Genomic DNA, 25,176 nt, shown 5'->3' with positions numbered 1-25,176 from the left:
ATGTCTTACCACGTTAGTCATGAAGTTAGATTTCGCCTCTGGCCCGGTACCACAGTTTATTGATTAAATCTCTGATATCAAAGGCTTTTACTAAGCCCTGTTCAAATGTGCAGGGATCAAGATAGTGGAAGGCAGGGAGAGTGGCAATCGTTCGGGCAGGTATCTTGAAAAAGTTTGCTAATGCAGCAGCATCTAACCAAGGATTGCCTAGTCCGCCGTACTCCCAGTCGAGAATAATTAACTGATCCTGTGTTGCGCTTGAGTGCTGGTCACAAGGCTTCAACACCAGGTTGCCCAGGTGCAGATCATGATGAACCAGACAGGTGGGTACTAGTGGTAACTCACGAAGGTTTTGTTTGATCTCATCAATTAAATCAAGCGTGATCTGGTCATGTCTGGCTGTTGCCTGAGGGACGTAGGTTGTTTCCCAGAGTACATTATAATCCACTGTCAATGCGGTGGTTAGTTGCTTGCTTAGTGGCTTTTTAGTCGTAATTTTCTGTAGCTCAGAAACGGCTTTGATAAGCTGAGACGTCAGTGGTGCGGATAATGGTTGTTCAGTTGTCATCGCGTGGTATAGAGTCATAGCGCACCAGCCATCATTAACATTGTTTTTGATAATATTTGGAGCCCAGTTTTGACTTTTGATGAGCCTAAGTAATGCCGCTTCGCGTTGTCGATCCACTCCGGGAGTGAGGTGCGTGGGGGCGTTCAGTCTTAGAATGACTGCCTGAGGATTATCGTGATCGCGATGGTTTGAATTGTCATGATGACTGTTGGTCTTATCCGAGTCACTACATTGTGGTTCTGGCGGTTGCCCAAGATACAGTGTGTTACTACTGCCTTTAGCAAAAGGTCTCCATGCATAGTTACCGCCAAGTTGTTGGTTGATCTCCTGTTGCCAGTCCGGCTGCATAGTATGTTCCTGTCGCTTGCACTATAATCGCATCTTCGCATTTTCGGACGGTGCAATGACGCAGTTGTTTGGCAAATTTAGTCTGGCGTTATTGTTGTCTATGACAGCACTCGCCTTCTATGGCTTAATGGGATTCTCCGCCAGTAAGGGAAACTCTGGTGCTGACTGGTCGTTATTGCATGATTCTTACTTCTGGTCAATTCTCGGGTTCTCACTCAAGCAAGCAGGTCTTAGCGCGATACTGTCGGTTGTATTAGCTTGGCCAATTGCCCGAGCCTTGTATTATTCTCCGTGGTTACCGTTTCGCTCTGGTTTTCTAAGTCTTTGTTTATTATGTTTTATTATGCCAACACTGGTGTTAATTACTGGCTTGGTCGTCTTGTTAGGGCGTTCCGGATTACTAGTGAGTGGATGGGTTGAAGGTTGGAATTTATACGGTTTGCATGGCATCTTAATCGCCCATGTTTTTCTGAATATGCCTTTCGCAGTGCGTGTTTTATATCAGCAGATGAACAATATTCCGGACACTAGTTGGAAGCTTGCGGGACAATTAAAGTTTACTCCCCTGCAGCGTCTGCGTTGGGTAGAGTGGGCTAGCCTTAAGGCAACTTTTTTACGGTTGTTTGGTTTTATTGCGGTGTTGTGTTTTAACAGTTTTGCTGTGGTATTGGCTCTAGGCGGTGGGCCACAGGCTACGACGCTTGAAGTAGCTGTGTTTCAGGCACTCAAATACGATTTTAATATTCCCGAAGCACTGGCTTTGGCGTGGATTCAGTTCGCCATCACAGGCTTGCTCTACGTCATGGTGTCGCGTTGGGGTTCGGTAAATTGGTTATCTGCGGAAACCAGCGTGCGACAGTGGCTGCCAAAACCGTCTGCTTTAGTGAGTGTGTTCAATGCCGTGTTGTACACATTAGTCTGGTGTATTTTGTTAATGCCGTTACTCGCGTTAATTCCTGGCATCGCAGAGATGAATTGGCAGAAATTTAACTGGCAATCCGTGTTATTACCCACACTGACAACGCTCGTAGTTGGCGTAATGAGTGCTTCAATCGCATTGGTCGTTGCCTACGGAGTGCTAATACCGTTGAGGCAATCAGCCATTAGAGGGCAGCACAAGTTACAGTTGCTCCACGAATGGTTAGGCATGCACACTTTGCTGGCACCCGCGATGGTGCTATCAGTCGGTCTCTATGTTTACTTCCTGCCTCGGATTGACCTTGATGCTTGGGGAATGCTGTTTGTTGTTTTATTAAATGCCGCCGTCATCGTGCCATTCGCAGCGCAGCATCTAAGACCTCGGTTATTACAATTTGATCAGCAATATTATCGCTTGGCCGACTCCTTAAAACTCACTGGCTGGGCACGCTTAAAAGTAGAACTGCCGTGGTTGAAAGGCACGCTGCTATTTAGCTTTTCATTGGTTCTGCTATTTGCCATGGGTGACGTGGCTATATTTTCAATTTTTGGTGACGAAGACTGGATGACCTTGCCTTGGTTAATCTACCGCTTTGCAGGCACATATCGTATGGCTGAAGCCTCTTTGGCTTCTGCAATCTTGTTATTAATTTGTGCGATCATCGTGCTGTATTTTGAAAGGAGTCGGCGACATGCTGGAAATTGATCAGCTGGAAGTGGCTTGGAAGGGTGTCACGCTAAATTACGACTTCACTGTCGACGTAGGTGAGATTTTAACCATTCAGGGGCGAAGTGGTGTCGGTAAGACCACTTTACTCAACGTGATTGCTGGATTTGAGCAAGCTGCTAAAGGTGATGTCCGCTGGCAGGGTGAATCGCTGCTGCCCCTCAAAGTGACACAGCGACCGGTGAGTATGCTGTTTCAGGAGCACAATTTATTTGAGCACCTCAGTGTCTGGCAGAACTTGCAGTTTGGTTTAGTGGGCGATGATATCGAGCAGCGAATTCGGCAGGCAGCAGCGGTATTGGAGGTCAGCGATCAGCTGGATAAATCACCATTGAAATTATCGGGTGGACAGCGTCAGCGTATTGCGATTTTAAGGACATTATTGCGACCAGAGCCCATTGTATTGCTGGATGAACCATTTGCTGAGTTGGATTCTACGACGCGCCTGATTGCAAATGACTGGGTGCGTGAAACCGCTAAGGCTGGCAATAAAACGGTACTACTGATTACACACCAGAATGAAGATGTGGAGCGGGTAGGCGATCGAAACCTGATGTTGAATTAATTGGTTGAGTCTTCTGTAAGTCATAATTATTTATCTACCACTTCAGATTGTGTCGAAAAAAGTGTATCAATGGATTTACTCAATCTTTTTTCAGAAGCCTTAAATGAGCAATTAAAGGTCTTTTTGTTTTCTGGCCAATCGGATATTATCGCTTTGATAAACGCATAGGGTGACCAGTCACATTTTTTTAAGTCTTCTATATCCTCTAGTAAAAGTTTACGTGTTTCAATAGGTAAGGTTTCTTTGGGGAAAACAAAACTTAACCAGTTTTCATTGTCATCTACCCATTTTTGGAGCTTGAGTATATTTTCTCGCTTTTGTATTTGTTTTGGAAGGCCTTTTGTTGTTAATAGTCCTAGCTCAAAAGGTAAGGGTTCGTTAGTTCTTCCACCTCGATTTACCAGTAATTCAGGTATTTCACTTTGCTCAATATACCAGTCCCACGCAGTAGAATTATTTCCAGTAAATGTAATATTTCTTCGTACTATTGCCAATTTTTCAATATCTAAATTACCAATTACTTGAAGTTTAACTAGTCTATTAAAAGAATCTGCGAAGTTTTTATACCAAGGAAAGGGGGGCGTTAAATTACTAGTAGACAGTTCGATTAAAGATGTAATATTTGTTAGTGTCGGATTAATCTTTCCTAAAGATGTAAATGTCATCATGGTTGAGAATAAATATGTCATTGCGCGTATTAGGTTTCTACTGGCTAATCTAGGATTAGAACTAGATCGCCTATTTTTATAGTCTATGAACTCTAAACCTATTCCTACTTTTTTACTATTCTTGAGGTAATTATGAGCATTCTCTCCAGAAGCTATAATATCGAGAAATCTTTGCAATTGTATAAAGGCTATATTAAGACGTGTGCGATATTCGTCTGTGGCAAGTTTGCTGGCTATAGCGAATTGGATGGATAGGAAAGGGGAGTACTCTCCCTCTGGTAGCCATAAGCTTAAAGGTATTGACTTTCTTATCTCTTTCTCAAGGTTGCTTCCTAAATTAAATAAGTTCTCGAATAAAAATTGGCTGCCTAGGACTTCTTGGTGATAATCTTTTTTGAAGAAAGTAGGGTGTTTTTTATACATCTCTGTTAGAGCAGCTTGTAGTTCTATGCTGTTAACAGGTGAATTTAAATTGTTAGGATCAACACCACCCCAGCTGCTTTTTATCAACAAACTTAACAAAGAAAATCTTTGTGCTTCAAACGCATTGGCTTGAACAGGCCATGACTCACCTTCGAGAGGGGTAATCCAGCGTTTGTATATTGGTTCGATATGCTCAGAGTAGTTATCAAAATACTCTTCTTTCCACTCTAATGCAGAGTTGCTATGTCCTAACTCACATAGGTACTTCCAAACACTCTCGCCACCACCATCATTGAATTTCTCAAGCATTTTAGGGATGCTTTCATGCCCCATTTGATTTAAATCTTGCCACTCCCGAAGATATTCAATTTCTGGCATTTTAGGGTGGATTAACCCAGTCATGACTAAAAGGCCAAACCAATGTTGACGGTCACTCGTTTGTATCGGAAGTTCTTTCCCGAGTAATGCACAAAACATAAGCTTGGCTTGTGGGTAATTTAATGCATCTAGATAGCTTATTAGTTCGAAATGGCCACGGTTTTGTGTCTTATTGGCATGCACAGTAAGTAATAGTAAAGCGACTTCATGCCAGCCAGGAGACTCAAGGTGGCTTAAAACTTTTTCTTGCCATAGTTCATCGATGCGTCGTCCAGACATTTGACCTTGTAAGTACTCTGCACAAAGGTATTCCTGAAAGCTTAAGTGAGCAAACTGAATGTACCCTTCTATAGGCTCAATTAGTAGTCCAGCTGGATTCAAATAGTAACTAATTAAGCTAGGGGCATCTTCAGGTGTAACTTCGCTGAATCGTAGTGTAGTCTTCAAGGCCTTTTGTAATTCAAACTCCATTTCCTCTCTCTTCCAGAGAATGCGTCTGTCACTTTTATCATTGCTGTCATTATCTCTATGCATACTACGCCATGCTAGAAAGCCTAGAGCGGTTCGTGGCTCATGGCTATCCCATTGCGGCATGCTGTCCCCGGTAGTTGTTAGCTTTAAGCGTCTATGTTTACGTTGTCGGGTCAGATACACATCAACAATTGTTTTGTATAATTCAGCTCGGCCGTGAGGCATTTCATTTTTAGTACAATGCACAATTGCCATTAGGGATAAGAAAATTGGTCTGCGAGCAAGAGGGAGTAAATGATCTCTTTGCGGGTCAGCTAGTGCTTTTTTAAACTCCTCTGGATGAGTTCCTAACTTGCTAACCCATGTTGGATCAAGCTGGTACCACTTTTTTATAAATAAATCGATTTGTGGGCGAGTTAATGGCTGGATATATCGCCATTCTTCGTCTCTGGGGCTTATTGGAATATTGGCTACTGCTGGTTTTTTATCATTATTGGGTAAGTTATCTATTGCTGTTTGGAAGGTATCTCTAGAAGTCAGAGCCTCCGCAGTTCTTAGAAGCTCAAGATCTGGAGAGTTATTCAGACTGTCATTTATTTGACTTAAGTCAGTTTCATCAAATGAGCGGTTCAATCGCCCATTCTTAACAGCAATATGTAGATCAGCAAGTCCACTAGGGCGTCCTGTTAAAATAACTCGGTAACCACGTCTCTTCGCTTCTTTTGCGATCTGATAAATCTTACAACGTAAATCAAAGCTACCAACCTCATCTATGCCGTCAAATAAAATCAGCGGTTGCAAACTATCGTGCTTGAGGCTCGCTTTGAGTTTAGCTAAGTCAAGTCGCTCAGAAAATGTTTTTCTTTGAAATGCTAATCCGTTAAGTTCGTCTAGCCTAGCCCACCATCGCGCTAATAAGCTATCAAAGTCCAGAATGCTCTCAACATCAGATAACTCTCGTAATATCACAGGTATTGTGAAGATAGCTCCATGTTGTTTATGGATTTGGTTTCGAAATCGGCTACTATGTGTTCCACATAATTCATTAATAAGTGCTTTTATTAGCGTTGTTTTACCTGCTCCAGGTCTACCAGATATTACTAAAAAACTATGCTGAGTTATTTCTTGAAATGCATCCTGGCCCAACTGATTATCTTCATTCTCTTCTCTAAATTTGGTGGGCGAATTTAAGGAGCTTTCATCACGATCTTCAATGTCCAAGCGTAAGGGAATAAATATTTTTCTGAGGCTAATTGGGTCTTGATTATCTTCCTGTAACTCCAGCATGGGGATTGAGCCGTATTGTTGTACAAGCCATCTATAATAGATGCCTCGTGCTGAAAATCGGCTATTGACTTCTGAGTTACTATTCAAATCTACCATTTAGATCTCACCGATTGTTAAAAGGTGTGCAGGAACTTCATCATTGCGAGTAAATGCATTTTTGAGATGATAGATAAAAAGCTCATCTGAACGTTTTCTATCTATACGCTCTAAGAACAAGTCAACCGCACTATCTAAGCCTAGCCCTCGGTGTTTCTCATCATTATCTCCTTCTTGCTTTAGTACATGGCTGAATGATCGAGTAATGAAGTGTTTCATAACATGTTGATCTAATTCAGATAGTCCTTCTGGAAGATCAAGTGGCTCTGACTCATTTGCTGTCAAGATGGAGATTAATACTTTCAAAGCCCAAGGCTGCCTTTCTAAGATGCGCCAAACTGCTGGGTGGTAAAGAACTAAATACTGCAGGAGGATCAGCTGTAATGTCTCAGGGTTACAGTTGACAGAGTTATCATGATTTTCTCTATTTGGAATATTATGCAAACCCCACGTTGCACAGATGCTATTGGTAAAGTTTTTCAACTTACGAGGGTTGGGTTCAATCAAGTCACAAACAACGCCTGCAAACAATGTTTCTTCGGGGATACCGTGGGCTTTAAACTGCTTCGCAATAAGCTCTTTAACCTTAGAAGGCTGCGGGTTCGGTATTCTAATTGTTGCCTGAAATAACTTTTCAAGGTATTCCCGGTTGTAGTCTTCACTTCTAGAAGACCAGTGATTTCCTAGCGCATGTAAAATTGCGTTGTTATCCAAACCTAATACAAAAACACAACGAGATGTTCCAAGGTATAGCTTGATTGCTTCTAGCAGCTTCACAACTGTCGCCTCTTCGCAGCGATCTAAATCATCAATGAAAACAATGAGTCGGGCTTTATGATCAATACTATCTTGATTCTTCATTTTTGGATCTAGACTTGCTAGTGCAGTTTCAACTGCATCCTCAAACTGCAAGTGAAAGCGTTGGCCATCACTATATTTTGACGAACTATCCTCATCCTGCCACACCTTTCGTACAGCTTCCGTTGTGCCTGTGGCTAAAGGGCGCTTACTTGTTTGGGTCAAAATCAAGGCAGCATCAATTGCTCGTTCGAATAAAGTTAAAGCAGCTAAAGCTCCTCTGCGGGTAGTACTCTTGCTCTTCTCTAATAACTTGTGGTGAGTTTTAAATTGATTTCGTACTTCGAGTAACAGTGGTATTAGTGGGTTTTCGGAATTTTGATGTTGCCAAGGTGAGTACCAGACAAAAAGAGATTGATTTGCAGCTTTGAAGTCTCTTTCTTGCCAATCTGCATTTTTCTTTAATTCTAGTTTCCGTGCACTGTTAACACTGCCATTTTCTTTTATTATTGACAATTTCATATCATCTTCTTGATGATTGGTGTCTTGCTTATCTTCGCCAAGCAGTAATGCTTGGCTAGCGGGGTGTCCACCTAAGGTAATGAAAGACCGCCGCATTATGCTAGTTTTTCCCGACCCCCACTTACCGTTTACAGAAATACTAAAAGGAGGAGAAACTTGGAGAGTCATTCTAGCAAGTCGCTCGGAGGCGCCAGCAAGCCCTAGCTCATCGATGACTGACCATTGGTCATTATGATAGTAATTAATTTCGCTTTGTATCAGGTCACTCAAAGTTACACCACCTAAAACTTATAGAAGTGTTTATTATAAAGACTAATTTTAAAAAATGGATGCTAAAGGGAAAGTAAGACGCTAAAACTGGCATAAGTTATGATTGTGCAGCAAGGTTGTAACTGGAATGACTAACTCAACACCAACTGCACCACACCATAAACCAACAGAACAAACACCAAAGCCATCAACAGTCCGGCAATAATAAACGGCGTGGCACTGCTCTTGGCGAAATCTTCTTCCAGGTTCTTCTTTTTTTGTACCCCAACAAAGGCTGCCATGACACTTTTGATTGCGTTCAGAAATTCCATGCTTCGTCTCCTGAGCCTTAAACCAGCTGGTTAAGGTGTAGTGGGAAATAGTGATCAACTAGTAGAATCACAAACAATGCCATCAGATAGTTGATTGAATAGCCGAATGTTTTCATCGGTAATTTGCTGTTTTCAGGGCGTCTCAGCATCTGAATAGCATAATAAAGAAAACCGCCGCCCAGCACTATTGCTCCAGTGAGATAGACTAAACCGCACATGCCGATGAGATAAGGCACGATGGTAACGATCACCAATATAATAGTGTATAGCAGAATTTGCAGGCGAGTGAATGGAATTCCGTGTGTGACCGGCAGCATTGGTACATCAACCTTGGCATACTCTTCATGTCTGTGAATAGCCAGTGCCCAGAAATGTGGTGGTGTCCAGATAAAGACGATCAGAAATAGTAGTAGTGCTCCAACATCAACCGAATTAGTGATAGCAGTCCAGCCTAGTATCGGAGGTGCAGCACCTGCAGCCCCACCGATGACGATATTTTGGGGTGTAGCACGCTTCAGATACATGGTGTAAATGACTGCATAACCAATAAGAGCGAAGAATGTAAGGATCGCTGTCAGCAGGTTAACGAAGACAACCAATGTGCCGATGCCGATAATACCCACGATCACGCCAAAGATGATCGCTTGTTTGGTATTGACCTTACCCTTTGGCATAGGACGGTCTTTAGTGCGGCCCATTATATTATCGATGCGTTGATCAACAACGTGATTAAAGACGGCTGCAGAGGATGAGGCCAAGGCGATACCAATCGAACCAAAAATAACCAGATCCATCGGTGGCAAACCGGGCACGGACATGAACATACCAACAATGGCAGTTAGCATAATCAGTGCGACAACCTTGAGTTTACAGAGCTTCAGGTAGTCTTGTAGGGTGGGGCGGCTTGCAGTTGTCATGGTTTAACCGATCTGTGAATATTTCAGGATGCGCTTGAAGTCTTTCATAATGCGTTTGATATCAGGCGTATCACCAGAATAATACATCATCAAATTCCCTAATGGGTCAATTAGATAAATTGGTTGTTCATCTATGTTAGGAAATTGCGCCTTAAAGTCAGCACCCTTTGTATTGAGTATTCCAATATGCATGTTTGCATATTCATTGGCGAGCACATCTGGATTGCTTGGCGTTTGAGGGTAAATACTCGCTGTTTGTATGCGGCGCATGTCTTCATTAGTGAGTAGACGGATGCGTTTCATGAGCGCCTGTCGCGCTGCACATTTTTCGCCGCAGACTTCAGGTGCAAAGTAGAGCAGTGTCCATTTGTTACGAACCAGCTCCTCCACATCTGCAGCGTCGCCGTCCACATTAACACCTTCTACACTCAGGTTGACGATTGGCTCGATCAAAGTGCCGTAGTTAGTCGTCTGGGTACTGAGACCAAAGCGTTCTGCATTAAGAAACATTACCGTGCCGATTACCATGGGTGCGACAAACACGATAAGTATGGTGAGTAGTGTTTTCTTTCCGGAAGCCATAGCCATAAGTTTTTCCATCTCCTAAGTTGGTGGCAGATACTATCGCAGATGACATATAGTTCCTATCATTAATGCAAGCAGGCGGGTGAATTTAATCTGTTTTACGTATAAAACTCTATCCCTTTTTGGGTGTTTAGATTTTATAATAGCTACTAGCAAATTTCTAAACTTGACTGTAGACTAGCCATCATTTATCGAGCACGTTTTTGCTGTTCCAAGAGTCTACAGGTCATTGCGACCGGAGGGTGTGTCTGTTTGTATTAGGTTGGAGAGAGCCTAATCAGGCGGATTATCTTGAGGAATCATAGGTTGCGGTACTGAAACGTTACGCTTAAGAATTACAAGTTTTAGAATACACACTTAAAAACTTCGATGTTTGTTGGTCTGCTTGCGGGTCAATATGATTCGATACTGGAGGAGGCTATATGTTGAACAACCGATTCTTCGCGACCTTACTCAAAATCCTGATCTTGCCGCTGCTTGCAGTGCCGGGGATGGCTTTTGCTGAATATGGTTTGAATCTCCCTGAAGGGGTAACGCCCATAAGCCGTGATATATACGGCTTGCACATGACGATCTTTTGGGTCTGTGTGGGGATAGCGGTAATCGTGTTTGGTGTCATGATCTATTCAATGATCTATCACCGTAAATCTAAAGGCGCAGTCGCTGCCAATTTTCATGAAAGTACAACAGTTGAGTTAATCTGGACATTAGTGCCATTAGCGATTCTGATTGCCATTGCGGTACCGGCAACCAAAGTACTGATTGATCTGGAAAATACTGAAAAAGCTGATATGACGGTAAAAATTACTGGCTACCAGTGGAAATGGCAGTATGAGTACTTAGACGAAAAAATTAGCTTCTTTAGTAATCTGGCGCAGGAAAGTCGCGACGGTATTAAAAACGAAGCGGTTCGTAATGCTAACGAGAACTATCTTTTAGATGTCGATAACCGTTTAGTACTTCCGGTTAACACACGTGTTCGTTTCCTAATGACGTCAAATGACGTAATTCACTCTTGGTGGGTACGTGAATTAGGGGTTAAGCAGGATGCTAATCCGGGATTTATCAATGACTCATGGGCTTACATAGAGAAAGAGGGTGTTTACCGCGGTAAATGTGCCGAGCTTTGTGGTAAAGATCACGGCTTTATGCCGGTAGTAGTCGAAGTTAAGTCAAAAGAAGACTACGCTAAATGGGTAGAAGATCAAAAAGCTCAGATGGCAGCTGCAGCTGCAGCTGGTGATCGTGAGTGGACTATGGATGAGCTGATGGTAAAAGGTCAGGAAGTTTATAGTGCGAACTGTGCAGCTTGTCATGGCACAACAGGTGCTGGTGTGCCGGGTGCATTCCCTGCAATGACTGGTAGCCCGATGGTGGTCGAGCCAGATCAGCTACAGGCGCATATTGATATTGTTATCAATGGTAAAGCCGGAACGGCGATGCAGGCCTTCGGCAAACAGCTAAGTGACAGCGACATTGCAGCAGTCGTTACCTTCGAGCGTAATGGCTTCGGTAACAACACAGGCGACATTGTTCAACCCGCAACTATTAAGTCTGCACGATAAGGAGGCAGTAACATGGCAACAACGACAACTGATATTGAAGCCGACATCCATCATGCACATGACGATCACGATCATGGTCCTGAACCAGGCTTAATGCGTTGGGTAAAAACAACCAACCATAAAGACATTGGATACCTGTACATGTGGTTTGCATTTGCAATGCTACTGATTGGTGGTGCAATGGCGATGGTAATCCGTGCTGAGTTATTCACACCGGGTTTACAGTTTGTAGAACCACAGTTCTTTAACCAGATGACGACCATGCACGGTCTGATTATGGTATTTGGTGCGATCATGCCAGCCTTTGTTGGTCTGGCAAATATTCAGATTCCTACCATGGTGGGAGCGCCGGATATGGCGTTACCACGTATGAATAACTGGAGTTTCTGGATTCTTCCTTTTGCTGGTGCAATGCTATTAAGCACGATGTTCATGGAAGGTGGTGGCCCGGCGTTTGGTTGGACTTTCTACGCGCCGCTATCAACAACATTTGCACCGGATAGTACTGACTTCTTCATCTTTGCGATTCACATGCTTGGTTTCTCATCCATCATGGGTGCGATCAACATTATCGCAACAGTTATGAATATGCGTGCTAGCGGTATGAAGCTAATGGATATGCCATTGTTCGTTTGGACGTGGTTTATCACTGCATTCTTGCTTATTGCTGCGATGCCTGTATTGGCTGGTGCGGTAACAATGATGCTGACTGACCGTAACTTCGGTACCAGTTTCTTTGATGCAGCAGGTGGTGGTGATCCGGTCATGTTCCAGCATATCTTCTGGTTCTTCGGTCATCCTGAAGTTTACATCATGATTCTGCCAGCTTTTGGTATTGTCTCTCAGATTATCCCAACGTTTGCACGTAAGCCGCTGTTTGGTTACAGCTCAATGGTTTATGCAACCGCTTCGATTGCGATATTGTCTTTCGTGGTATGGGCTCATCACATGTTCCTGACAGGTATGCCAGTAGCAGGTCAGATGTACTTTATGTATGCGACGATCCTGATCTCAGTCCCTACAGGTGTGAAGGTATTTAACTGGGTTACCACGATGTGGAAGGGCTCAATGACCTTTGAGATTCCAATGATGTGGGCGATTGCTTTCGTAATCCTGTTCACTGTTGGTGGTCTGTCAGGTCTGATGCTCGGAATCGTACCGGCGGATATTCAGTACCATGATACTTACTTCGTGGTTGCACACTTCCACTATGTACTGGTGAGTGGTGCGTTATTCTCAATCATTGCAGGTGTTTACTACTGGTTGCCTAAGTGGTGTGGTCGCATGTTCAACGAAAAGTTGGCGAAGATTCACTTCTGGTGGGCGGTTATTTCTGTAAACGTATTGTTCTTCCCAATGCACTTCTTAGGATTAGCAGGTATGCCGCGTCGTATTCCTGATTATTCCTTGCAGTTTGCTGATTTCAACCTGATCGCAAGCTTGGGTGGTTTTGCATTCGGTCTGTCGTTCTTACTGCTTGCTTATATCGTTGTTGATTGTATCCGCAACGGTAAGCGTGTCGAAGAGCCACGTGTTTGGGAGAGTGCTAAAGGTTTGGAGTGGACACTTCCAACACCAGCGCCATACCACACATTTAATGATGAGCCATCTCGTGAATTGATTCTGAAAGAGTCAAGCCACACAGGCGTTCACTGATGTCTGATTTGACGAAACGAAAGCGACGCGGGGCACTGCTAACAGCTGTCATCGTGTTCGCTGTCGTCATAGGCATTTTCTTTATGACACTGACGTTATCGGGTAATAAATGAATAAGCGCGTAGGTAAAAGTTTTTGGGTCAAGTTGGTATTTATACCGGTGGCAATGTTTGGCTTTGCTTTTGCCCTCGTGCCGCTCTACAACATTCTTTGTGATATCACTGGCTTTAATGGTCGTACCACTAACAGCAGTTATCAGAATGTATCAACTTATGAAATAGATGAGTCACGCACCGTGATGGTTGATTTTGCAGCCGCAGTTGCACCGGGCTTTCCGGTCAACTTTAAGCCGAAGCAGAGTCAGATGGAGGTAGTACCGGGTAAGGTCTACACCATGGTTTATCTGGCAGAAAATCGTTCAGATGAAGCAATCGTCGGTCAAGCCGTACCTAGTGTTGCACCGAGTCAGGCTGCTACACACTTCAAAAAGTTAGAGTGTTTTTGTTTTACACGTCAAGAGTTCAAGGCCAGAGAGCCAGTGGAAATGCCAGTGCGGTTCGTTGTTGAGCCCGCGCTCGATCAGAATGTTCAGAACGTCACACTTTCGTACAACTTTTTTAGAATACAACCTGACGCTTAATCACACGGCGTCAACGAGTGTAGGAGAAATTAATGCAGTCTAATGAGCAGTATTACGTACCATCCGGCAGTTACTGGCCAATGGTTGGTTCCGTGGGGATGGCCGCTTTACTAGGTGGTTTTGCCAGTTCGTTGCATGATAATCATCTTGGAACCGGAATCATGGTTCTGGGTCTTGGTATCATCTTATTCATGGTCTTCGGGTGGATGGGTCAAGTCGTTCAGGAAAGTGAAGCTGGGCACTACAACCTACAGGTAGATAAGTCATTCCGAATTGGTATGGGTTGGTTTATCTTCTCTGAAGTTATGTTCTTTGCGGCATTCTTCGGTGCGTTGTTCTATGCACGTGAGTTCTCTGTGCCGTGGCTCAACGGTGAGGGTAATAACTTCTGGACAGGCGAATTGCTATGGCCCGAGTTTAAAGCTGCGTGGCCTCTGGTTGAAATGCCTGATCCTCAGCTTTACCCGTCACCAGATGGACTAATTCATGCCTGGGGTATCCCGGCGATCAATACAATGTTGCTTCTGGCTAGTGGTGCGACACTGACTTGGGCGCATTGGGCACTGTTAAACAACAAGCGCGATCAGCTAATCTACGGTATGATAGCAACAATCGTTCTTGGTGTGATCTTCATCGGTTTTCAGGTAGCAGAATATGGCGAAGCATACGGTCACTTGAATCTGAAAATGACCTCAGGTGTGTATGGTAGTACTTTCTTCATGTTGACTGGTTTCCATGGATTCCACGTTGTCTTGGGTACAATCATGCTGGTGGTTATATTGATGCGTGTCATTCGCGGCCACTTCGATGCTGACAATCACTTTGGTTTTGAAGCCGTTGCATGGTACTGGCACTTCGTTGACGTAGTATGGCTTGGTCTGTTTATCTACGTTTACTGGTTGGTGTAAGCCACTTGGTTTGATTCGCTAATCTATGCTGGGGTATTTTAGAATACCCCAGTGTTGTTTCAAAATTGTCACTTAACCACGTAATGAGGTTCTGCTTTGATTAAGATTGTAGTACTTGGTTTCTTTTTGTTTATTTTATACAGCTTGGGATCTGCTCTGTACTACATGATGAATGACGGAGCAGGCTCTCAGCGAATGATGAAGGCCTTGGCCATGCGAATCGGCGCATCAATAGCTTTGTTTGGTTTTATGATGTTTGCGTTCTGGATGGGTTGGATTCAACCAGATGGCCGGTTTTAGGCTGATACCAGATGCAAGTAGGTCAGTATGAATTCAAACCCACGTTAGTCCCAACGCTTGCATTCTTAGTATTGCTACCGGTGTTGATTAGTTTAGGTCTTTGGCAGCTGGATCGTGCTGAAGAAAAGCGTGGTATCGAACGTAGTGTGCAAGAAGCGATAGAGAAGGATCCGCTTTTTATCAATACTGCTGAAGCATCGGATTTAGTGAATAATGTTTACCGTCCTGCTGAGATGAGTGGGCGATATGACTCTAAGAGGCAGTATCTCTGGGATAACAAAACGTACCAAGGTCGTTCCGGTTATCAGGTACTGACGCCGTTCAGGCTTGAAGGCAGTGACATGATTGTCATGGTTAATCGAGGTTGGATTCCAATTTTAGGACGACGGGATCAGTTTGCTGATATTAGCGTTTCGGAAGATTTACAAAGAGTGACCGGAGTGATTAAGAACCCTTCGAACACCATACAGCTTGCAAACAGGTTGGATCAAAAAGCATTGAAATTTCCGCATGTCGTTCAGGCATATGAACCGGTGGTGATCTCATCCGAGTTGGAGTTGGCTGTTTCACCAATACTGTTCGAGCTGGCGCCTGACGAAGGTAACGGTTATGTGCGGGATTGGCAGCCATATTATGGCAAGATTGGTAAGCACTTAGGGTATGCAGCACAGTGGTTTATCATGGCTTTGATTGCTATGTTTTTGTATATAAAACTAAACACAAAACGGGTTGATAGTAACTTAAAGGCCTAGGCAGCTTAAGGGTTGGTCAGCTTATGAATGAATTTATAGAATTAATAATTAATGGAGGAAACCATGTCTGGTTCTCATGAAAAACTACCCCGGCTTTTTTGGGTGCAGATTGTATTGGTGCTGATCGTCGGTGTGTTGTATTTGTTTGCTCCGACCCCCAAAGGTCATGGGGATGCTGAAGCTAAGTCACCTGAGCAAAAGCAGATGATCGCTGCATTAGATCCAATTGGATCTGTTGCACTGAAGAAAGAAGAGGTGGTCGCGGCAGCACGTTCTGGTGATGACATCGTAAAAGCAAATTGTGCGGTGTGTCACTCGATTGGTCTTGCGAATGCACCTAAGCTTGATGCAGGTGCAAAGGGCGATTGGGAAACTCGACTGGCGGGCGACATGAATGCATTAGTTCAAAGTGCAATCAATGGTAAGGGTGGTATGCCTCCTCGTGGTGGTGACCCAAGTCTGACTGATGGTGAAATTCAGGATGCTATCGTGTCGATGCTTACTACTGTTGGCGTTGAAGTAGCTGAGGCTGCACCAGCTGATACTGCTGCTGCAACCACTGAAGAAGCCGCTCCTGCAGCAACCACTGAGGTTGTACAGAGCGCTGAGGAAAAGCCTGCTGCTGTCGAAGAGATCAGTGTTGCAGCGGTTGCGTCAAGTGAGCTTGGCGAGTCTACCTATAAGGCAGCTTGTTTTGCTTGTCACGACACCGGTGTAGCTAATTCACCTATCATTGGTGACAAAGTTGCCTGGGCGCCTCGCTTAGAGCTTGGTATGACTTCACTTTATAATACTGCTGTGAATGGTGACCCAGCTAAGCCAACAATGCCAGCTAAGGGTGGTAACCCAAGTCTCAGTGATGAAGCGGTTAAGGCTGCAGTAGATCACATGGTGTCGCAGAGTCGTTAATTTCTGTTAGCACGAGAGCTTGCCCTGTAATGGTTGATTCGTGATATTCAGTGATTACATTCAGGGCGGCAGATAGCAGACCAACAAAAAGGCCTCCGTAATGGAGGCCTTTTTTATGTCATGAACTAACTCTTATCGAATTTAGTTGTCGCTTTTCAGAGGTCCGTTTTCAGCAATCCGGTGGTCAGGACGTTCTACGAGTTCACGGTAAGCATGCCAGCTAGCATGTCCGACGATTGGGAAGGCAAATATTAAGCCGATAAAGGCGGTTGCCATGCCCAAAAACATAATGACTGAGATCATCACAGCCCATGTGAACATCTTACGAGGGTTCTTCCTAACAACGCGGATACTGGTCATGGCTGCCGTTACGATATCTACATTACGGTGCATAATCATCGGAATTGAGATGACACTCACCGAGAAAGCAAAACCAACGATAATCGCACCTAATACCAAGAAGATAGCCAGAAAAATCACAGTTTGAGGATCGCTAAGGATTTCAAACATATTTTTACCGGATGTATTCAGGTCACTAAAAAAGATCGCAATCAAAATACCTGTCAGGCGTGTCCAGACGGTGTGTAGGAAGCCAAGTGCTACCGCAAATGCCAGTAATGTTCCTGTGTTCTTTTTGAGAGCAGAAATCGCGTGATAGAGTTTTGGTGTTCGTCCAAATTCCATCTCCCGGCTCATATCGTAAAGGCCAATCGCTACAAAAGGTCCAACAATCACGAAACCAGTAATCGCGCCAATCACAAAGCTGGCAGAAAACTGCATGGTCGATATCAGAATAATGCCAATAGCAGCAATAAAGATTCCATAGAGGATGCTGAGTTTAAAATTATTTTTAAAGTCGATAAAACCTTTCTCCAGCCACCTCATTGGTGCTTCATTATCCGCGCGGTAGACCTTCACGTCTGATGGGCTGGTGTATCCTGCTTGTTCTACTGTTGTCATACTTCCTCCGATAAATAGTATCGCTTTAGAGCATATCAGAAAGGTATCGCTTTGGTGAGATAACAAAGTGTAAAAAATACCTAAAATAGGCAGATTATATGTCGCATAGCGAGAAACAACTTCGATTTTATTGCCCCGCGCTATTTTGCTCGGCAGATAGTTAGTATTGAAAATGTTTGATTGAGGTGGCATGAGCCATTTTGACTTGACCTTATTAGTAAGTTGCGCGACTATACCCCGATTTATAGTTAGGGCTGATGGCGGCCTTTTGGCCTGTCCTGACTTGGGTTTTCGTGTCTACCACGTAGCCCCGCCGCTTCGGCTTAGCGGCACAGTTTCTAAGATCTGGGAGTAGATTATAATGGCAGATACTGAAGTGGATAAGAAACGCAGGCGTTTTCTTATCGGTGCTACCTCAGCAGTCGGCGCAGTTGGCGTCGGTGCAATCGCAATTCCCTTCATTGGTTCCCTAACTCCTAGTGCTCGCGCACTCGCAGCTGGTGCTCCTGTAGAAGTGGATATTTCGAAAATCGAAGCAGGTGCTTTGGTTCGTGTGATTTGGCGAGGAAAACCTGTTTGGGTAGTCCATCGTACAGATGAAATGATTGAAGGATTACCAAGCCTGAATGATAAGCTTAAAGATCCTGATTCAGCGGTAGAAGCTCAACAGCCTGACTATGCAAAGAATGAGTCGAGAGCACGTCAGGACAAGTACTTGGTAATGGTTGGAATTTGTACTCATTTGGGTTGTTCACCGACGTATCGCCCTGAGGTTGCACCTGCTGACTTAGGCGCTGACTGGAAGGGTGGTTTCTACTGTCCTTGTCACGGTTCGCGATTCGATCTTGCTGGTCGTGTTTATAAAGGCTCGCCTGCAGGGACGAACATGGTTGTTCCACCTTACTACTACAAGACAGATTCTTTGGTACTAGTAGGTGAAGACGGGGGAGTTGCTTAATGAATGGTTTACTAAACTGGATTGATGCCCGGTTTCCACTGACAGATACGTGGAACAAGCACATCGCAGAATACTACGCACCGAAGAATTTCAATTTCTTCTATTTCTTTGGTTCACTGGCAATGCTGGTGCTGGTGCTACAAATTGTAACGGGTGTATTTCTGACAATGCACTATAAGCCTGACGCAGCGATGGCTTTTACGTCTGTTGAACATATTATGCGTGACGTGCCAGGTGGGTGGTTTATCCGCTATATGCACTCTACGGGCGCATCAATGTTCTTCGTAGTTATCTACCTCCACATGTTCCGTGGATTGATTTACGGCTCGTTCAAGGGGCCTCGTGAATTAGTTTGGTTGATCGGTATGCTAATTTATTTAGCTCTGATGGCTGAAGCGTTCATGGGATACTTGCTACCTTGGGGTCAGATGTCATTCTGGGGTGCTCAGGTAATCATCAACTTGTTTAACACCATCCCGTTCATTGGTGATGTCGTGTCTACAACAATTCGTGGTGACTTTGTAATCTCTGATCCAACCCTCAACCGTTTCTTCGCGTTCCACGTTATCGCGGTGCCTCTGATTTTGGTTGGTTTGGTATTTGTACATATCGTTGCACTTCACGCAGTGGGTTCAAATAACCCGGACGGTGTTGAGATCAAGAAGCTGAAAGATGAAAATGGTATTCCGTTAGACGGTATTCCCTTCCATCCTTACTACACAGTAAAAGATATTGTGGGTGTAGTGGTATTCCTGGCAGTATTCTTTGCGATTGTATTCTTCATGCCTGAAGGTGGTGGTTACTTCCTTGAGCATGCGAACTTTGAACCGGCTAATCCGCTGAAGACACCTGAGCATATTGCCCCAGTATGGTACTTCACGCCGTTCTATACAGTACTTCGTGCTGTTCCTGATCCATGGTATGGAACGTTAGCCATGTTCGCAGCGATTGCAGTATTGTTTGTACTGCCGTGGATCGACAGAAACCCTATTAAATCTGTCCGCTACCGTAACCGTGCACACTTAATCAACCTTGCTTGGTTCACTGTAACGTTCATTGTTTTGGGTATTTTAGGTGTACTTGCGGTTACAGACGTTTATCGTGAGCTTGGTACGCGTGGTACTCAGATTTACTTCCTGTTTTTCGCTGTTACTTATGTGCACAGTCGTCCTCAGCAAGCCAACTACCTAATGTGGTTCGCGATACTGCTGGCTCCTGTATTGCTTTGGGACTTCATGCGCTTAGATCCAAGCTTCACTGATATCCAGCGTGGTTTGTTCTGGCAGATGATGTTGATACCTGTTGCTTACCTTGCAACGACTTTATTGCTACCGCACTTCATATCTGCGACTAACAAAGAGAAAGAAGTACCAACGAGGGTCACAGGATGAAACTGAAATCACTTAAATTAATACTCGCTGCGGCTGTTTTAAGTTTTAGTACTGCACCTGCCTTTAGTGCGGGTAGTAGCGTGCCACTACAGGATGCTCAGGTAAATCTGGACAACAAACTGAGTCTGGCGCGTGGTGCTAAGTTCTATGCTAACTACTGTATGGGTTGTCACTCGCTGAAGTTTAGCCGTTACAACCGAGTTGCCGCTGATATCGGTCTGGAAGAAGAAGATATTAAGTCAATTATCTTCACGCGTAATGAAGATAATGAGATCAACAAGACTGGCGCATTGATGGAAAATACTATTCCAACTAAAGATGCTGCTCGTTGGTTTGGTACGGCTCCACCGGATCTGTCATTGATTGCACGTTCACGTGGTGGCGGTGATTGGATTTATAGTTACATGAAAAGTTTCTATAGAGACGACTCTCGCCCATTCGGTGTAAACAATACAGTATTTGAGAATGTGGGTATGCCGCATGTCTTACTTGAACTGCAGGGTATGCAGGAATTGGAAGTGCATGACGATGGTAAAGGCCACGTTACAAAGACGCTTAAGCTAGTTGAGCCAGGTAAAATGTCGGTTGCTGAGTACGATCAAGTTGCTCGTGATTTAACCAACTTCCTCGTTTATGTTGCTGAGCCAGCGCAATTACACCGTACTTTTTATGGTGTACTCACGCTGTTATTCTTGTTTGTTCTCTTTATATTTAGCTATTTGCTGAAGAAAGAGTTCTGGAAGGATATTCATTAAACGCATTTTGCTGTAGTATTCCGAGGCTGCCTCATTTAGTGAGGTGGCCTTTTTGTATTTGGATTTGGGAGAATTTGAATGAGTTCAGTTTCCAATCGACGTTCGGTAATGACATTATTTACACTACCGGATTGCGCAGATTGTCACCGCGTAAGAATTGTGTTGGCAGAGAAAGACATCACAGTAGATATTATTGAGATTGATCCGGACAACAAGCCTGAAGATCTTGCGGAACTGAATCCATACAACACAGCACCTACGCTGATTGATCGTGATTTAGTGCTATATGATGCTCGTGTAATTATGGAATATCTGGATGAGCGTTTTCCTCATCCGCCTCTAATGCCTGTTGACCCGGTAACCCGTGCTCATTCTCGCCTTGCTTTGTACAGAATCGAAAAAGATTGGTACAGCTTGCTACGCGATATGGATAGTGATGATCAGGCCAAGGCAGATGAAGCTCGTCGTATTTTACGTTCAGGCGTACTATCGGCAGTTGATGTTTTCTCGATCAAGCCTTACTTCTTAAGCAGCGAATTCTCCTTAGTAGATTGCACCATTGCACCCGTATTATGGCGTCTGCCTAAGTATGGTATTGACCTGCCTGCAACAGATGTAAAGCCGCTAATGCGATATATGGATCGTGTGTTTTCACGTGAAATGTTCCAATTCTCACTGACTGAAGCCGAGAAAGCTATTCGTCCATGATGACTTCGAACCGCCCTTATTTGATGAGAGCCATTTATGAATGGATTCTTGATAATGATATGACGCCGCACGTTTTGATTGATGCGACTATGCAGGATGTTGATGTCCCTCAACATTATGTTGAGGACGGTCGAATCATCTTAAATATATCCCCTAGTGCGGTTCAGCAGTTTGCGATTGATGATAACTGCCTGGCGTTTAATGCCAGATTCGGCGGCAGACCTTCGAGTATTTATGCACCAATAGATGCTATCAGAGCAATCTATGCTGCCGAAAATAGTGAAGGAATGATGTTTGAAGCACTGCCGCAAGCTAATGTGCCAGAAGAGGGTGATCCTGAGCCGGATCCACCGGAGCCTCCACCACAGGGTAAACGTCCGGCACTTCGCGTCGTAAAATGATTATCTCAATGATTGCTGCCATGGCTGAAGACCGGGTGATTGGTCTTGATGGTGCGATGCCTTGGCACTTGCCGGCTGACTTAGCGCACTTCAAACGCAGCACGTTGGGATGTCCTGTTATCATGGGTCGTCGTACTTACGACTCGATAGGGCGCCTGTTACCTGGGCGCAGTAACATTGTATTAAGTCGCGATGCATCGCTTCGGATTGAAGGTGCAGACGTCTTTCAGAGTTTGGATGACGCTCTGCAGTCTATTGATGCCTCGGTCAATGAAATATTTATTATTGGTGGTCAGCAGTTGTACGAGCAGGCTCTGGTGATAGCAGATCGTCTTTATTTAACTCATATATCATTAAGTGTTGAAGGCGATACTCGTTTTCCTGATTATACGATCTATAATTGGAAGCAAGTAAGTTCTTCCAGCCATCAAGCTGACGCTAAAAATCAGTGGCCATACTCATTCGAGATATTGGAAAGGCTGCCAGATTAACCAGAATATAGGTGCTAGCCTATGACCACACTCTTGATCTGTAATGCACAGCTAGTCAATGAAGGTAGTATTGAGAAGGCTGATGTATTCATTCGTGACGGACGCATCGCGCAAATTGCCCCTGACTTGAGTCACCTTCCTTCAGATAAGTTCATCGATGCAAAAGGTTTGCATCTGTTACCCGGAATGATAGATACGCAGTTTAGTGTAGCCAGCGACGTTCTTGTGAAGGGTAATCTGGAGCAGGAATGTCAGGCGGCTATTGCCGGAGGTATCACTAGTATCATGTTGTTGCCTGATATTGCCACAACTGAGGAGAGTGAACTGGCACCGGCTGCTGAAGTTATCGATTCTCTGAGAACTCGTTTAGTTAATAATTTTAGTTACTATCAAGCGGTTAAAATCACAGAGCTGGAGAGCATTCAATCTGGTGATTATCAGCATTGCTGTGGCCTCTATCTCAGTATGTGTAGTGAAAATGATGAGTATCGTTTTGATGATCCGGATACGCTTGAGACTTTTCTTGAGCGAGCTCCTATTCTGATAGCCGCTCATGCTGAGAACGCACCCCTTATTCTCGAAAGTGAAGAGAGTTATCGTCAGATTTATGGTGACGATATTCCGCCAAATTTTCACAGTTCCATTCGAAGTGAACAGGCCTGTGTATCGGCTGCTGAGCAGTTACTAACGGTTGCAGATCCAGCTAAGAACCGCATACATCTTTTACACGTGTCCAGCGAAGTTGAAGTTGAGTTGTTGGAAAAATACCGAAAAAGCAACAAACATATCAGCGCTGATGTGTGTTCTCATTTTCTGACTTTCTCGGACATCGACTGCAATAAGCGCGGTGCGTTACTCAAATATAACCCTGCTATCAAAACGGATATTGACCGTGCAGCGTTGATGCAAGGCTTACTTGATAATAATATCGATAACATCTGCAGCGGCCACATCCCGGTTTCTCTAGGTGATAAAGAAAAAGATTACCTTGAGGTGCCACCCGGTTTGCCACAGTCCCAATTTGCAATGCCATCGATTTTAGAGCATTTCCAGGATCAGATACTTAGTCTCGAATGCATTGTTGAGAAAACCAGCCACTCTGTCGCTGAACGCTTTGATATAAAAGAGCGTGGCTATATTCGTGAAGGTTACTGGGCTGATTTAATATTAGTCGATATTGATAGATCTTTTATTGCGCGTGATGAAGATGTTCTGTCCCGGGCTGCCTGGACTATTTTTAATGGGAACGAATTCCGCTCATCGGTTCAGACCACTGTGGTTAATGGACAAGTCGTCTGGTCTAACGGGGCTTTAGTCGAAACGTCTAATGCCGGTCAGTTTATTGAGTTTGATCGCACTATTGAATTATAAGTTATTGATAATAATAAATATAAAGTAGTATGTTTTTAAGTGTTATCGCTTAAAAGTTTTGTTCCGAGCGTAACTCTGACCGATGGTACTTCCCATATAATACCTGCGCTAGGTACAATTGAACAAAATATAAATTAATTTCTGCTTCTAAAATTGAGCAGAGATCAGATCGTTAAATAATAAAAACAATACAGGCAAATCTTAACAATGCCCAGAATTTCCCTACAGCATGGCTTCAGTCTAATCGAGGTATTGGTTGCCGTTTTGGTAATCGCCATTGGCCTGCTAGGTGTTGCGGGAATGCAATTAGTTGGTTTAAAAGGTAACCAGCAATCGTTCTCAAAAAACCAAGCGGCTCATCACGCACAAGCAATACTAGAGCGAATGCGGGGCAATCCTGCCGCTGTCATTTCAGATAGTTATTTATTTGATAGCACTACATACAACTGTGCTGTTGAGCCTGCGGAAAATTGCGGTCTGGCGTCCGCAACCTGTACACCAGCACAAATAGCCAGTTACGACTTATTTCGCGCTTATTGTGGTCGCAAAGGTGGGACTGTTGGCGGAATCAAAGGTGATTTAAGTAATGCGACACTTAACATTTCATGTCCGGTCGACTGTGAAACGGGAGTCGCTTTGATGCTGGGCTGGGATGAACAATTACTGGGCAATGAAGGTAAGAAAAGTGGCGATAAGACGATTTCACGAGAGTTAACAATCAATACGGTGATAGGCGAATGAACCTCATCAGTCCACGCAAACAGACAGGTCTATCTCTGATCGAGCTATTGGTCACGATGATCATAGGGCTGTTTATTACTATAGGAATTTCTTCCGTCTATGTCGGAAATAAACGCTCTAATATGACGAGTAGTGAGTTATCACAACTTCAGGATAACGGAAGAGCCGTATTGCAACTATTAACGGATGTCATTCAACACACTGCCTACACATCAACTTCAGCAGCACCTGTTAACGATATGTTTATCCGCGGGGCTGTGCCGACCTCTATGTGTAGCGACGGTAGCGATAGTGTTAGCAACTCAGCATTGTTTTCGCCTCTGGCGAATAATACTGCTTTCGGTGATACGATCGGTGTGATGTACATGGGAGACGATAAGTTAAATACGGATTGTGCGTCTAATGTGCTGCCGGTGACATGCCAGTACGGTGGCACTGCCGCGACGACAGCTTCGCGAATCTATAATTACTTCTCAGTACAGCAAAATGCCAATGGTGTCCCCGTACTGATGTGTGCAGGCTCTAGAACGTCTACTGTTCAAGAGATTGCTGAAGGTGTTGAAAATATTCAGTTTACCTATGGTGAGGATGTGGATAGTGATGGCATTGCAGATCGCTATGTCAATTCGGATGGTGTGAGTAACTGGAGTAGTGTGGTGAGTGTGAATATCGCAGTATTAGTCCGTTCATTGGCTCCTGTCGCTGTTGCAAATAGTTCAAGGTCGTATCAGTTATCTGAAGATACTATCGTGACATCAAACGATAAATACCTGAGAGCAGTTTTTACATCCACTGTTCGTTTGCGTAATGTTTTATAG

25 protein-coding genes are annotated in these 25,176 nt (G+C 44.1%); 18 read left to right on the top strand and 7 right to left on the bottom strand.

What is annotated here, in order from left to right; all coding sequences use genetic code 11:
* Positions 1 to 25: 25 nt before the first annotated feature.
* A complete protein-coding gene (locus tag DKW60_RS07135) occupies positions 26 to 916 on the bottom strand; it encodes a phosphotransferase (RefSeq protein WP_109836954.1) in 891 nt (296 codons plus the stop codon).
* 55 nt (positions 917 to 971) lie between these two features.
* Between DKW60_RS07135 and DKW60_RS07130 the strand changes: the two genes are divergently transcribed.
* Positions 972 to 2,540: an ABC transporter permease family protein gene (locus DKW60_RS07130; RefSeq protein WP_109836953.1), complete on the top strand. Its 1,569-nt coding sequence runs from the start codon at positions 972 to 974 to the stop codon at positions 2,538 to 2,540.
* On the top strand, positions 2,527 to 3,126 hold the full coding sequence (locus DKW60_RS07125; protein ID WP_109836952.1) for an ATP-binding cassette domain-containing protein: 600 nt from the start codon (positions 2,527 to 2,529) through the stop codon (positions 3,124 to 3,126). The genes DKW60_RS07130 and DKW60_RS07125 overlap by 14 nt, the downstream gene beginning before the upstream one ends.
* Before the next feature lie 26 nt (positions 3,127 to 3,152).
* Here DKW60_RS07125 and DKW60_RS07120 read toward each other — a convergent pair whose 3' ends face one another.
* The 5 genes from DKW60_RS07120 to DKW60_RS07100 all read right to left on the bottom strand — a co-directional run bounded on the left by DKW60_RS07120 (position 3,153) and on the right by DKW60_RS07100 (position 9,855).
* Complete coding sequence (locus tag DKW60_RS07120) at positions 3,153 to 6,353, bottom strand: NACHT domain-containing protein (RefSeq protein WP_146203444.1); 3,201 nt, start codon at positions 6,351 to 6,353, stop codon at positions 3,153 to 3,155.
* 96 nt (positions 6,354 to 6,449) lie between these two features.
* A complete protein-coding gene (locus tag DKW60_RS07115) occupies positions 6,450 to 8,039 on the bottom strand; it encodes a KAP family P-loop NTPase fold protein (RefSeq protein ID WP_109836950.1) in 1,590 nt (529 codons plus the stop codon).
* A gap of 131 nt (positions 8,040 to 8,170) precedes the next feature.
* A complete protein-coding gene (locus tag DKW60_RS07110; RefSeq protein ID WP_109836949.1) occupies positions 8,171 to 8,350 on the bottom strand; it encodes a DUF2970 domain-containing protein in 180 nt (59 codons plus the stop codon).
* A 17-nt stretch (positions 8,351 to 8,367) separates the two neighbouring features.
* Positions 8,368 to 9,267 (bottom strand): heme o synthase, encoded by a 900-nt coding sequence (cyoE, locus tag DKW60_RS07105; RefSeq protein WP_109836948.1) that lies wholly within the window; start codon positions 9,265 to 9,267, stop codon positions 8,368 to 8,370.
* 3 nt (positions 9,268 to 9,270) lie between these two features.
* Positions 9,271 to 9,855, bottom strand: a complete 585-nt coding sequence (locus DKW60_RS07100) for a hypothetical protein (RefSeq protein ID WP_109836947.1) — start codon at positions 9,853 to 9,855, stop codon at positions 9,271 to 9,273.
* 419 nt (positions 9,856 to 10,274) lie between these two features.
* Here DKW60_RS07100 and coxB point away from each other — a divergent pair, with 419 nt between their 5' ends.
* The 7 genes from coxB to DKW60_RS07065 all read left to right on the top strand — a co-directional run bounded on the left by coxB (position 10,275) and on the right by DKW60_RS07065 (position 16,582).
* A complete protein-coding gene (gene coxB, locus DKW60_RS24480) occupies positions 10,275 to 11,417 on the top strand; it encodes a cytochrome c oxidase subunit II (protein WP_281271825.1) in 1,143 nt (380 codons plus the stop codon).
* A gap of 12 nt (positions 11,418 to 11,429) precedes the next feature.
* Positions 11,430 to 13,073 carry a cytochrome c oxidase subunit I gene (gene ctaD, locus DKW60_RS07090; protein ID WP_109836946.1) on the top strand — a complete coding sequence of 548 codons (1,644 nt, stop codon included), beginning with the start codon at positions 11,430 to 11,432 and terminating at the stop codon, positions 13,071 to 13,073.
* Positions 13,074 to 13,182: 109 nt separating this feature from the next.
* Complete coding sequence (locus DKW60_RS07085; RefSeq protein WP_109836945.1) at positions 13,183 to 13,713, top strand: cytochrome c oxidase assembly protein; 531 nt, start codon at positions 13,183 to 13,185, stop codon at positions 13,711 to 13,713.
* 32 nt (positions 13,714 to 13,745) lie between these two features.
* Positions 13,746 to 14,621, top strand: a complete 876-nt coding sequence (locus tag DKW60_RS07080) for a cytochrome c oxidase subunit 3 (RefSeq protein WP_109836944.1) — start codon at positions 13,746 to 13,748, stop codon at positions 14,619 to 14,621.
* A gap of 96 nt (positions 14,622 to 14,717) precedes the next feature.
* Entirely contained in the window at positions 14,718 to 14,921 is a 204-nt protein-coding gene (locus tag DKW60_RS07075) for a twin transmembrane helix small protein (RefSeq protein ID WP_219988660.1), read from the top strand.
* Between the two features lie 11 nt (positions 14,922 to 14,932).
* The gene (locus DKW60_RS07070; RefSeq protein WP_109836943.1) at positions 14,933 to 15,673 is read left to right on the top strand and encodes an SURF1 family protein; all 741 of its coding nucleotides are present in this window, start codon (positions 14,933 to 14,935) and stop codon (positions 15,671 to 15,673) included.
* Between the two features lie 63 nt (positions 15,674 to 15,736).
* The gene (locus DKW60_RS07065; RefSeq protein ID WP_181389611.1) at positions 15,737 to 16,582 is read left to right on the top strand and encodes a c-type cytochrome; all 846 of its coding nucleotides are present in this window, start codon (positions 15,737 to 15,739) and stop codon (positions 16,580 to 16,582) included.
* Positions 16,583 to 16,723: 141 nt separating this feature from the next.
* Here the strand turns inward: DKW60_RS07065 and DKW60_RS07060 are convergent, their stop codons facing one another.
* Positions 16,724 to 17,542 (bottom strand): DUF2189 domain-containing protein, encoded by an 819-nt coding sequence (locus tag DKW60_RS07060; RefSeq protein ID WP_181389610.1) that lies wholly within the window; start codon positions 17,540 to 17,542, stop codon positions 16,724 to 16,726.
* A 361-nt stretch (positions 17,543 to 17,903) separates the two neighbouring features.
* On the opposite strand from DKW60_RS07060, the gene petA reads away from it, so the two are divergent.
* The 9 genes from petA to DKW60_RS07015 all read left to right on the top strand — a co-directional run bounded on the left by petA (position 17,904) and on the right by DKW60_RS07015 (position 25,176).
* A complete protein-coding gene (gene petA, locus DKW60_RS07055) occupies positions 17,904 to 18,500 on the top strand; it encodes a ubiquinol-cytochrome c reductase iron-sulfur subunit (protein WP_109836940.1) in 597 nt (198 codons plus the stop codon).
* Positions 18,500 to 19,891 carry a cytochrome b gene (locus DKW60_RS07050; protein ID WP_109836939.1) on the top strand — a complete coding sequence of 464 codons (1,392 nt, stop codon included), beginning with the start codon at positions 18,500 to 18,502 and terminating at the stop codon, positions 19,889 to 19,891. Before petA ends, DKW60_RS07050 begins: the two co-directional genes overlap by 1 nt.
* On the top strand, positions 19,888 to 20,646 hold the full coding sequence (locus DKW60_RS07045; RefSeq protein WP_109836938.1) for a cytochrome c1: 759 nt from the start codon (positions 19,888 to 19,890) through the stop codon (positions 20,644 to 20,646). The genes DKW60_RS07050 and DKW60_RS07045 overlap by 4 nt, the downstream gene beginning before the upstream one ends.
* Before the next feature lie 78 nt (positions 20,647 to 20,724).
* Positions 20,725 to 21,354, top strand: a complete 630-nt coding sequence (locus DKW60_RS07040; RefSeq protein WP_109836937.1) for a glutathione S-transferase N-terminal domain-containing protein — start codon at positions 20,725 to 20,727, stop codon at positions 21,352 to 21,354.
* Positions 21,351 to 21,755 carry a ClpXP protease specificity-enhancing factor gene (locus tag DKW60_RS07035; protein WP_219988659.1) on the top strand — a complete coding sequence of 135 codons (405 nt, stop codon included), beginning with the start codon at positions 21,351 to 21,353 and terminating at the stop codon, positions 21,753 to 21,755. Before DKW60_RS07040 ends, DKW60_RS07035 begins: the two co-directional genes overlap by 4 nt.
* Entirely contained in the window at positions 21,752 to 22,246 is a 495-nt protein-coding gene (gene folA, locus DKW60_RS07030) for a type 3 dihydrofolate reductase (protein ID WP_109836936.1), read from the top strand. Before DKW60_RS07035 ends, folA begins: the two co-directional genes overlap by 4 nt.
* A 21-nt stretch (positions 22,247 to 22,267) precedes the next feature.
* A complete protein-coding gene (locus DKW60_RS07025; protein ID WP_109836935.1) occupies positions 22,268 to 23,617 on the top strand; it encodes an amidohydrolase family protein in 1,350 nt (449 codons plus the stop codon).
* Between the two features lie 207 nt (positions 23,618 to 23,824).
* On the top strand, positions 23,825 to 24,358 hold the full coding sequence (pilV, locus tag DKW60_RS07020; protein WP_109836934.1) for a type IV pilus modification protein PilV: 534 nt from the start codon (positions 23,825 to 23,827) through the stop codon (positions 24,356 to 24,358).
* On the top strand, positions 24,355 to 25,176 hold the full coding sequence (locus DKW60_RS07015) for a PilW family protein (RefSeq protein ID WP_109836933.1): 822 nt from the start codon (positions 24,355 to 24,357) through the stop codon (positions 25,174 to 25,176). The genes pilV and DKW60_RS07015 overlap by 4 nt, the downstream gene beginning before the upstream one ends.

Origin of the sequence: Leucothrix pacifica (genome assembly GCF_003172875.1) — a bacterium.
In the GTDB taxonomy this organism is placed as follows: Bacteria; Pseudomonadota; Gammaproteobacteria; order Thiotrichales; family Thiotrichaceae; genus Leucothrix; species Leucothrix pacifica.
Note: the sequence above shows the minus strand (reverse complement) of the source record. Positions and strands in the feature narration are given on the sequence as shown.

Bases quoted from the DNA above. Each gene is read 5' to 3' on its own strand.
- DKW60_RS07135 (WP_109836954.1), bottom strand. From the start codon at position 916: ATGCAGCCGGACTGGCAACAGGAGATCAACCAACAACTTGGCGGTAAC.
- DKW60_RS07130 (WP_109836953.1), top strand. From the start codon at position 972: ATGACGCAGTTGTTTGGCAAATTTAGTCTGGCGTTATTGTTGTCTATG.
- DKW60_RS07125 (WP_109836952.1), top strand. From the start codon at position 2,527: ATGCTGGAAATTGATCAGCTGGAAGTGGCTTGGAAGGGTGTCACGCTA.
- DKW60_RS07120 (WP_146203444.1), bottom strand. From the start codon at position 6,353: ATGCTGGAGTTACAGGAAGATAATCAAGACCCAATTAGCCTCAGAAAA.
- DKW60_RS07110 (WP_109836949.1), bottom strand. From the start codon at position 8,350: ATGGAATTTCTGAACGCAATCAAAAGTGTCATGGCAGCCTTTGTTGGG.
- cyoE (WP_109836948.1), bottom strand. From the start codon at position 9,267: ATGACAACTGCAAGCCGCCCCACCCTACAAGACTACCTGAAGCTCTGT.
- DKW60_RS07100 (WP_109836947.1), bottom strand. From the start codon at position 9,855: ATGGCTATGGCTTCCGGAAAGAAAACACTACTCACCATACTTATCGTG.
- coxB (WP_281271825.1), top strand. From the start codon at position 10,275: ATGTTGAACAACCGATTCTTCGCGACCTTACTCAAAATCCTGATCTTG.
- ctaD (WP_109836946.1), top strand. From the start codon at position 11,430: ATGGCAACAACGACAACTGATATTGAAGCCGACATCCATCATGCACAT.
- DKW60_RS07085 (WP_109836945.1), top strand. From the start codon at position 13,183: ATGAATAAGCGCGTAGGTAAAAGTTTTTGGGTCAAGTTGGTATTTATA.
- DKW60_RS07080 (WP_109836944.1), top strand. From the start codon at position 13,746: ATGCAGTCTAATGAGCAGTATTACGTACCATCCGGCAGTTACTGGCCA.
- DKW60_RS07070 (WP_109836943.1), top strand. From the start codon at position 14,933: ATGCAAGTAGGTCAGTATGAATTCAAACCCACGTTAGTCCCAACGCTT.
- DKW60_RS07065 (WP_181389611.1), top strand. From the start codon at position 15,737: ATGTCTGGTTCTCATGAAAAACTACCCCGGCTTTTTTGGGTGCAGATT.
- DKW60_RS07060 (WP_181389610.1), bottom strand. From the start codon at position 17,542: ATGACAACAGTAGAACAAGCAGGATACACCAGCCCATCAGACGTGAAG.
- petA (WP_109836940.1), top strand. From the start codon at position 17,904: ATGGCAGATACTGAAGTGGATAAGAAACGCAGGCGTTTTCTTATCGGT.
- DKW60_RS07050 (WP_109836939.1), top strand. From the start codon at position 18,500: ATGAATGGTTTACTAAACTGGATTGATGCCCGGTTTCCACTGACAGAT.
- DKW60_RS07045 (WP_109836938.1), top strand. From the start codon at position 19,888: ATGAAACTGAAATCACTTAAATTAATACTCGCTGCGGCTGTTTTAAGT.
- DKW60_RS07040 (WP_109836937.1), top strand. From the start codon at position 20,725: ATGAGTTCAGTTTCCAATCGACGTTCGGTAATGACATTATTTACACTA.
- DKW60_RS07035 (WP_219988659.1), top strand. From the start codon at position 21,351: ATGATGACTTCGAACCGCCCTTATTTGATGAGAGCCATTTATGAATGG.
- folA (WP_109836936.1), top strand. From the start codon at position 21,752: ATGATTATCTCAATGATTGCTGCCATGGCTGAAGACCGGGTGATTGGT.
- DKW60_RS07025 (WP_109836935.1), top strand. From the start codon at position 22,268: ATGACCACACTCTTGATCTGTAATGCACAGCTAGTCAATGAAGGTAGT.
- pilV (WP_109836934.1), top strand. From the start codon at position 23,825: ATGCCCAGAATTTCCCTACAGCATGGCTTCAGTCTAATCGAGGTATTG.
- DKW60_RS07015 (WP_109836933.1), top strand. From the start codon at position 24,355: ATGAACCTCATCAGTCCACGCAAACAGACAGGTCTATCTCTGATCGAG.